This window comes from Actinomadura sp. BRA 177, from assembly GCF_013372625.1.
Taxonomy (GTDB): Bacteria; Actinomycetota; Actinomycetes; order Streptosporangiales; family Streptosporangiaceae; genus Spirillospora.
On record NZ_JABXFD010000083.1, the window covers coordinates 1 to 9082 of the forward strand.

General features: G+C 72.6%; 7 protein-coding genes. 6 read left to right on the plus strand and 1 reads right to left on the minus strand.

The genetic code is table 11. The annotated features are described in order from the left end of the window. Positions 1 to 1569, minus strand: a 1569-nt coding sequence (locus HUX53_RS01865; RefSeq protein WP_176401436.1) for a CCA tRNA nucleotidyltransferase, incomplete at its 3' end; no start/stop codon positions are given. 379 nt (positions 1570 to 1948) lie between these two features. Between HUX53_RS01865 and HUX53_RS01870 the strand changes: the two genes are divergently transcribed. From HUX53_RS01870 to HUX53_RS01895, 6 genes are all read left to right on the plus strand, one after another. Next, positions 1949 to 2497, plus strand: coding sequence for an aminoacyl-tRNA deacylase (locus tag HUX53_RS01870; protein WP_176401437.1), 549 nt, complete (start codon positions 1949 to 1951; stop codon positions 2495 to 2497). Between the two features lie 126 nt (positions 2498 to 2623). Continuing rightward, positions 2624 to 5047 carry a DUF6049 family protein gene (locus tag HUX53_RS40625; protein WP_176401438.1) on the plus strand — a complete coding sequence of 808 codons (2424 nt, stop codon included), beginning with the start codon at positions 2624 to 2626 and terminating at the stop codon, positions 5045 to 5047. Between the two features lie 103 nt (positions 5048 to 5150). Beyond that, positions 5151 to 6764, plus strand: a complete 1614-nt coding sequence (gene murJ, locus HUX53_RS01880) for a murein biosynthesis integral membrane protein MurJ (RefSeq protein ID WP_255204834.1) — start codon at positions 5151 to 5153, stop codon at positions 6762 to 6764. Between the two features lie 187 nt (positions 6765 to 6951). Continuing rightward, a complete protein-coding gene (locus tag HUX53_RS01885) occupies positions 6952 to 7812 on the plus strand; it encodes a protein kinase family protein (RefSeq protein ID WP_255204831.1) in 861 nt (286 codons plus the stop codon). A 20-nt stretch (positions 7813 to 7832) separates the two neighbouring features. Next, positions 7833 to 8474, plus strand: coding sequence for an NUDIX hydrolase (locus HUX53_RS01890; RefSeq protein ID WP_176401439.1), 642 nt, complete (start codon positions 7833 to 7835; stop codon positions 8472 to 8474). 55 nt (positions 8475 to 8529) lie between these two features. After that, positions 8530 to 9082, plus strand: a 553-nt coding sequence (locus HUX53_RS01895) for a site-specific integrase (protein ID WP_255204832.1), incomplete at its 3' end; no start/stop codon positions are given.

Genomic DNA, 9082 nt, shown 5'->3' on the forward strand with positions numbered 1-9082 from the left:
CCCGACACACAGCGCATCAGACCCGTCCCCTGTCGCCTTGTTCCCCGCAGGCTCGTTCCCGGCTGGCTTGTTCGCACTGGGCTCGTCGCCATCAGGCTCGTTTCCGGCTGGCTTGGCGTTGTCCGGGAGGAGGCCCTTGGTGATGGCCCAGGTTCGGAGTTCTTCCGCGGCGGCTTCTTTGCCGATCATGCCGCGGTCCAGGCGTAGGTCGAGGAGGAATTTGTAGGCCTGGCCCACTAGGGGGCCCGGCTTGATGCCGAGGATGTCCTGGATCTCGTTGCCGTCGATCTCGGGGCGGATCGCGGCCAGTTCCTCCTGCTCCGCGAGGCGCGCGATGCGCACTTCGAGGTCGTCGTAGGTGCGGCGGAGGCGGTCGGCCTTGCGCCGGTTGCGGGTCGTGCAGTCGGCGCGGGTCAGCTTGTGCAGCCGGGAGAGCAGCGGGCCGGCGTCGCGGACGTAGCGGCGGACGGCCGAGTCCGTCCACTCGCCGGTGCCGTAGCCGTGGAACCGCAGGTGCAGTTCGACGAGGCGGGACACGTCGTTGATGACGTCCTTCGGGTAGCGCAGCGCGGTCAGCCGCTTGCGGGCCATCTTCGCGCCGACGACCTCGTGGTGGTGGAACGACACCCGGCCGCCCTCTTCGAAGCGCCGGGTCTTCGGCTTGCCGATGTCGTGCAGGAGCGCCGCCAGGCGCAGGACGAGGTCGGGGCCCTCCTGCTCCTGCGCGATCGCCTGCTCCAGGACGATCAGCGAGTGCTCGTAGACGTCCTTGTGCCGGTGGTGCTCGTCGATCTCCAGGCGCAGCTTCGGCAGCTCCGGCAGGACGTGCGCGGCGAGGCCCGTCTCGACGAGCAGCGCCAGGCCCTGGCGCGGGTACCGGCCGCTGATCAGCTTGGACAGCTCGTCCCGGACGCGTTCGGCCGAGACGATCTCGATGCGGGACGCCATGTCCGTCATCGCGCGGACGACGTCGGGCGCGACCGTGAAGCCGAGCTGCGAGGCGAACCGGGCGGCGCGCAGCATGCGCAGCGGGTCGTCGCTGAAGGAGTCCTCGGGCCGGCCGGGGGTGCGCAGGACCTTGCGCTGCAGGTCGGTCAGGCCGCCGAACGGGTCGACGAACTCGTGCCCGGGCAGCCGCGCCGCCATCGCGTTCACCGCGAAGTCGCGGCGACGGAGGTCCTCCACGAGGGACGTCCCATAGGAGACGTCCGGTTTGCGGGATTTCGGGTCGTACGACTCGCTGCGGTAGGTGGTGATCTCCAGTTCGACGCCGTCCTTGCGGAGGCCGACGGTGCCGAACTCGATGCCGATCGTCCAGTGCGCGTCCGCCCAGCCGCGGATGATCTCCAAAGTGCGTTCGGGCGGCGCGTCGGTGGTCAGGTCGACGTCCTTGCTGGGGCGGCGCAGCAGCGCGTCCCGGACGGGCCCGCCGACCAGCGCCAGCTCGTGCCCGGCCGCCGCGAACCGGGCGCCGAGATCGTCCGCGACGGGCGCGATCCCGCGCAGCAGCTCGGCGATCGCGGTGCGCCGCGAGGACTCTGGGGTCACGTTCTGGTTGGGCACGGCCATCGAGCGTATTTCCTTGATTTGACGGGCTGACAAAGGACTTTCCGGTGATCGCCGGGCTCCGCGCGGGAGCCTTTGCGGGGCCGGAGCCGGACGGGCCCCTTCACATGCCGCGATCTCCGGGTTACGTTCTGGACACTCCGATGACGCCAGCGCGACCGCCGGTGAGCTTCCCGCACGACAACGGTAGCGGGATCCTGAGGGCCCCGGTCCGCCGCATGTGCGGCAGAGGCGCATCGGGAGGGGTTACGTGCCGTATGGCGCGAGTTAGGCCAGTCGTTCCGGGTATGTGGGGATATTCCCCACCGAGTGTGAAGCACGGGGAGCCAGCGAAACCAGTTCCGGGGGTGAGCGGGGAGACCCCCGCGGGATGGAGCCGAACATGAAGGACGCTCTAGCCATCCACCGCGCACTGCTCGAATGGGAGGCCGTGCACGAGATCGTGCGGCTGCCCGTCGCGATGGCCCACGCCGACGAACTCCCGAAGGCCCTCGGCCTCCCGGCGGAACGCTGCCTGGTGACGCGCGTCTACTCCTGCGACGACGACCGCCGCGGCCGCCGCTTCCTCACCGGGGTGATCGTCCCGGCGGGCGAGCGGCCGGCGATGGAGGCGGTCCGGCGCACCGTGGGCGCCCGCACCGTCCGCCCGGCGCACCCCGACCTCGTGAACGCCGCCACCGAGTACGCGGCGAACCTCGTCTGCCCGCTGCTCCTGCCCGACACGATGCCGCTGCTCGTCGACCACCGCCTGGTGGACGGCCTGAACAGCGACGACGTCGTCTACACCGCGACCGGAGAGGCGTCCACCGCCCTCGGGATCAGGGGCGGCTCCCTCTACGCCCTGTGCCACGCGAAGCCGGTCGACCCGCTCGCCCCGCCTCCCGTCCCGGCTCCCACGGGCACCCCGGAGGCCACCCGCTCGCGGGCCTGACCGCCGCGCGCGACCGGACGCGGGCGAGCCTCAGGCGCTCGGGCACTCGCAATGAGCCCGACGGACTACCATCGACGCCGTGGTGCGGGAAATGTTCGCCCGCCGTCCCGAGGCGGCCGGTAAGGCGTGAGGACGGTCAAACGCGCGGTGGCGCTGGCCGCTCTGCTGCCCTGCATGGCGATGGCGGCGCCCACGACGCTGGCGTCCCCCGCCCTCGCGCGGCGCGCGCCCGCGGCCACGTCCACGCAGGCCAAGGCGCAGGTCGCCATGGCGCTCACCAAGGTCGATCCCAAGAGCGTCAGCACGAAGTCGACCATCGAGATCTCGGGGCTGGCCATGAACCGCACCGGCCACCAGCTGCCCGGCCTGCACCTGCGGCTGCGCTACAGCGCGCAGCCGGTCACCAGCCGCAGCCAGCTCGACCAGCTCGCGGCCGGCCCGCCGAACGCGCTGCCGAACGTCGGCAAGGAGAAGCAGCTCCCCGGGGCGGCGAAGCCGGACGTGAAGCAGAGCTGGACGTTCAAGACCACGGTCAAGGAGCTGGGGCTCCGCGCCCCGGCCGGCACGCCCGGCGTCTACCCGGTCGGCGTCGAGGTGCTGAACTCCGCGCGGCAGGTCGTCGGCGGCATCACGACGTTCCTGACGTTCATGCCGAAGGAGACGCATTTCAAGCCGGTCTCGGTCGGCTGGGTCTGGCCGCTCGTCGACCGGATGCACCGCACCAACGACCGGACGTTCATCGACGACGACCTCGCCAAGTCCGTGGCGCCCGGCGGACGGCTGAGCCGGCTCGTCGAGGCGGCGTCCGCGACCGACACGCCCATCACGTGGGGGATCGACCCCGCCCTGCTGGACGACGTGCAGCGGATGGCGTCCGGCGACTACACCGTCCGGGCGCCGGGCGACAAGAAGGGCGTCCAGAAGAAGAAGAGCGAGGCGGCGGCGGCCTGGCTGGCGGCGCTGAAGAAGGCCGCCGAGAAGGACCCGTACTTCGACCTCCCCTACGCCGACCCCGACGTCGTCGCGCTCGTCCGGCGCAAGACGCCCCGCGACATCGGCGTCGCGTTCGACGAGCGGAACACCGGCGTTGCGACGAAGGTCCTCGGACGCGCCGCCGACGCGCACGTCGCCTGGCCGCCGTCCGGCGCCGCCGGGCCCGGGACCGTCGACCAGCTGGCCAAGAACGCGCTGAAGAGCGGCGGGGCGTTCCTGATGAGCAGCTCGCAGTTCCAGAACCCGGCGACCGGCGCGCTGCCGAACGCGACGACGACGCTCCAGACGCACTACGGCGACAAGAAGACGCTGCTGTACGACGAGAAGCTCAACCAGATCGTCAGCGAGGGGTCGCGGTCGGTCAACGGGGGGCTGCTGACCGAGCAGCGGTTCCTGGCCGAGACCGCGATGATCGCGGCCGAGGCGCCGAACCGGGCGCGCACCGTCGTCCTCGCCCCGGACCGGCACTGGGACCCGGCCGACGGGGTCGCGAAGAACCTGCTGAAGTACACCAAGGGCGCGAAATGGCTGCGCGAGGAGCCGCTGCGCAAGATCGAGTCCGTGTCGCCGCAGGGCCGCGTCTTCAACGGCTACTCCGACGACTACCAGCAGTACGAGCTCGGCGACGCGCACCTCGCCCAGGTGCAGGCGATCTCCCGGCAGGCCAGGGCGTTCCAGTCCGTCATGACGGGCCCGACCAAGATCTCCTACGAGCGGGCGGTGCTCCGCATGGAGTCGGCGGCCTGGCGGACGTCGCCGCGGCACGCCAGATCGGCCCGCAAGCAGCTGGATGACGAGCTCACGGGCGACATGCACCGCGTCCGCATCGTCACCACCAAGAGCAAGCGGGTGCTGATGGGCGGCAGCTCGGGCAGGCTGCCGGTGCTCGTCGAGAACACGCTGCCCGGCCAGTCGGTCAAGGTCCGGCTCGTCGCGACGTCGGAGAACAGCGCGAAGCTCCGGCTCGGGCAGCTGGCGCCCGAGGACGCGGTCATCGAGCTGCGGCCCGGGGAGCGCGCCCAGCGCTGGATCCCCGCGCAGGCGGCCGGCAACGGCAACTTCCACGTCCAGCTGGAACTGCAGATCCCCGGCTCGGACGGCCGGACGTACGGGGACGGCGAGTCGATCACCGTGACCGTCACCGGCTACGGGCGTCTCGCGCTGCTCATCACCGGCGGCGGACTTGCCGTACTCTTCGTGGGCGTCGGAGTGCGGGCCATCAGAGCGAGGCGCCGCCGGGATTCGGAGGCAGCCGGTGACGGGACGGCCGGAATGGGAGCGGCGGGACCAGGGGGACAGGGGAACGGGCACCCCGGCCCCGGGTTCCCAGGGGCGGGGATACCCGCCGCCGAATTCCCCGGGGTATCCGGGGCAGGGCAACCCGCCGGGCCAGGGATACCCACCGGGAGCCCCGGCCCAGGGCCCGCCTCCGCAGAGGCCGCAGGGGCCGCCGCCCCCGAGGCCGCAGGCGCCGCCGAATCCGGCGGGATACCCGAGTCCGCCGCCGACGGGCCGGCCGCGTGGCGCGGCGAACATCGCCGCCGAGACGGCGATTGACATTCCCGTCCCCGGCGGGACCGCGCCCGTCGCCGAGACGGTCGTCGACACGCCCGTCCCCCCGTCCGGTGAGGGCGAGGGCGGGAAGGCCGGGGGCGGCATCCTGCGCTCCGGCGCGATCATGGCGGTGGGCACCCTAGCGTCCCGCGTCACCGGCTTCCTGCGCACCGCCGTCATCGTCGCCGCGCTCGGCACCGGGCTGCTCGCCAACGCCTACAACACCGCCAACACGATCCCCAACCAGATCTACGACCTGCTGCTCGGCGGCATCCTGACCAGCGTGATCGTCCCGCTGCTGGTGCGGGCCAAGCAGCGCGACCAGGCCTACGGCGAGCAGTACGAGCAGCGCGTCTTCACCCTCGCGGTGATGGGCCTCGGCGTCCTCACGGTCATCGCGGTGCTGTGCGCGCCGCTGTTCATCGACGTCCTCGCGGGCAGCTACACCGGCGACCAGCGCAAGGTCGCGGTCCTGTTCGCGCAGTTCTTCCTGCCGCAACTGTTCTTCTACGGCGTCGGCGCGTTCGCCGGGGCCATCCTGAACACGCGCGGCAGCTTCGGCGCGCCGATGTGGGCGCCGGTGCTGAACAACCTCGTCGTGATCGCCATCGGCGGCGCGTTCCTGGCGGTCACCACGGGCCGCGTCGACCCGTCCAGCATCTCCGACTCCCAAATGATGCTGCTGTCCGTCGGCACGACCGGCGGCATCGTCCTGCAGACGATCGCGCTGTGGCCGTCGCTGCGCCGCGTCGGGTTCCGCTGGCGGCCCCGGCTGGACTTCAAGCGCGGCGAGATCGGCGAGGTCGGCCGGATGGCCGGCTGGACGCTGCTGTACGTCGTCGTCACCCAGGCGGCGTTCGCCGTCGTCACCGCGCTGGCGAACGCGGCCGGGAACCGGGCCGTGAACGAGGGGCTCGGCGAGGGCTACGGCTACACCCCGTACTTCAACGCCTACCAGCTCTTCCAGCTGCCGTACGCGATCGTCGGCGTCTCGGTGATCACCGCGCTGCTGCCGCGGATGAGCCGGTTCGCCGCCGAGGGCAAGACCGCCGACGTGCGCGCCGCGTTCTCCAGCGGGCTGCGGCTCTCCTCGGTGATCATCATGCCGGCGGCGGCGCTGATGCTGGTGCTCGGCCCGGAGATCACCACCGTGCTGTTCGCGCACGGCAACACCTCGGCCGAGGACGCGCTCGTCATCGCCCGGGTCATGCAGATGTTCGCGATCGCGCTCGTGCCGTTCTCGATCTACCAGCTCATGCTGCGCGTCTTCTACTCGCACGGGGACACCAAGACGCCCGCGCTGATCGGCATGGTCTCCGTCACCTGCAACATCGCCATGGCGTTCACCGCCTACAACGTGCTCGGCGTCAAGTGGATCGTGGTCGGCATCGCCGGCGGGTTCGCGATCACCAACGTCGTCGGCACCATCACCTGCTGGCTGGTGCTGCGCCGCAAGCTCGGCGGGATCGACGGCCGGCGCATCATCGGCGGCCACCTGAAGCTCCTCGTCGCGGTCTGGCCGCTGATCGGGTTCGCCTACGCCGCGCACACCGTCGCGGACGCCCTCGGGAACACCTCGGCGACGCTCCCCGCGCTGGTCACCCTGGTCGTCGGCTCGGTCGGCGGCGGGCTGCTGTACGTCGTCTTCGCCAAGCTGATGCGGGTGGAGGAGATCCAGACGGCGATCGGCACGTTCGCGCGCCGGCTGCCCGGCCGCTGACCGTGCTGCTGACCACAAAGTAAAAAAGGACGCGCGGCGATAAGGCGGCCACTCACGCGAGTAACCACTACCATGTGGGGGACTACGGCTTGCGGGGCGACACCCTGGGGAACGCAAAGAGGAGGGTCGGAGGCGTAAGCTGCCACGCCACGAACATGGGATCTGACCACCTGTGCAGGACGTTGCCGTGAGCACGTCAGTCATCGAACCCGGCACGCGTCTCGCCGGCCGCTACCGGCTCGAAGAGCGCATCAGCGATTCCGGTGGATCGTCGCTCTGGAAGGCCATCGACGAGATCCTCGCGCGGGCGGTCGCCGTCCGCACCTTCGACCCCGAGTTCCCCCGGATCGCCGAGGCCGTCACCTCCGCGCGGTCGGCCAGCCGGCTGACCGACCCCCGCCTCACCCAGGTGTTCGACGCCGACGACTCGGGCGAAAGCGCCTATGTCGTCAGCGAGTGGGTGGTCGGCGAGACCCTTGAGGGCATGCTCGGCAAGGCCCCGCTGGAGCCGGGCCGCGCCGCGACACTGCTGTACGAGGCGGCCGAGGCGATCGCCGCCGCGCACGCCGCCGGGCTGTCGCACCTCTGCCTCACCCCCCGCGACCTCGTCTGGACGACCGGCGGCACCGTCAAGATCCTCGGCATCGCGACCGACGCGGTGCTGACCGACCGGCAGGCCGACGACCCCGCCGCCGAGGACGTCCGCGGCCTCGGCCGGATGCTGTACGCGGCGCTCACCGCGCACTGGCCCGGCGACGAGGACGCCTCCGGGCTGCCCGCCGCGCCCGCCGCCGACGGCGTCCCGCACGCGCCGCGCCAGGTGCAGGCCGGCATCTCGCACGGGGTCGACGCGATCGTCTGCCGCTGCCTCGGCATCGGTGCCGCCGAGCCGCTCGCCACCCCCGCCGACCTGGCCAAGGCGCTGCGCGGCGTCCCGCGCACCCCGCTGCCGCTGTTCGCGGGGCTGGGCAACGCGTCCCCGCGTCCCGCTCCCGCGGCGCCCGCGGCGCCCCGGCGTAGTCCAGGGCGGCGGCGATCAGCCCGGTGAACAGCGCGCGCGGGCGACGCGTGAGCGGGGACCTCGGCGTGGACGACGTCCGCGACCGTCCCGAGCGGTGGACGGTCCTGGAGTCGTCCGGGGCCTTCCGGGGGCCGGTGTTCGGCGTCCGCCGCGACCGGGTGGAGATGCCGCGCGGGGACGGCACCGAGCCCGTCGGCCGCGACGTCGTCGAGCACCTCGGCGCCGTCGGCGTGCTGGCCCTGGACGACCGGGACCGGGTGCTGCTGCTGCGCCAGTACCGGCATCCGGTGGGGCGGCTGCTGTGGGAGCCGCCCGCCGGGCTCCGGGACGTGGACGGCGAGCCGCTGCACCGGCTCGCCGAGCGGGAGCTGCTGGAGGAGGCCGGCTACCGGGCCGGCCGCTGGGACACGCTGGTGGACGTGTACACCTCGCCCGGCATGGCCGACGAGCGCGTCCGGATCTTTCTGGCCCGCGACCTCACCGAGGTGCCCGCCGACGAGATCGACTTCGAGCGCGTCCACGAGGAGGCCGACATGCCGGTCGTGTGGGTGCCGCTGGAGGAGGCGGTCCGCAAGGTCTTCGCGGGCGAGCTGCACAACATGATCGCCTGCATGGGGGTGCTGGCGGCGCGGGCGGCCCGCGCGAACGGCTTCCGGGACCTGCGGGCCGTCGACGCGCCCGAGGACTGAGGCCCGCCGAGATCACTTCCGATGTCGAGGGCCCCCTCCGGCGGCCGGAGGGGGCATGATGGGCGGGTCCCCGGAGCCCACGGCCGGAAGAGGTGCCGCACTGTCCCCGTCCCCCCGGAGCACCGCGCAGGACGCGGGCACGGGTTCCGCGCTCGACTCGGCCGTGCGCGCCTACCTCGCGCATCTGGCGGTCGAGCGGGGCCTGGCCGCCAACACGATCCACTCCTACCGCCGCGACCTGCGCCGCTACGCCGAGGTCCAGGCCGCGCGGGGCCGCGCGGCGATCGGTGACATCGCCGAGGACGACGTCCGCGCGTTCCTCGTGGGCCTGCGGGAGGGCGACGCCGGCCACCCGCCGCTGTCGGCGGGTTCGGCGGCGCGGGCGCTGGTCGCGGTGCGGGGGCTGCACCGGTTCGCGCTGCGGGAGGGCCTCGCCGCCGGTGACCCCGCCCACGACGTCAAGCCGCCCACGCCGCCGCGCCGCACGTCGACGACAACCCCCGCACCCCCCGCTGACGCCCTCCCCCCGCCGCCCCGCCCCCACCTCCCCGCGTCCCTTTCCCCCGACCCGGTCGCCGTCTCGCACCTCCACCACTCCCGCCCGCTCC

Excerpts from the sequence above, each read along its gene's own strand:
- HUX53_RS01870 (WP_176401437.1), top strand. The coding sequence starts at position 1,949 with ATGAAGGACGCTCTAGCCATCCACCGCGCACTGCTCGAATGGGAGGCC.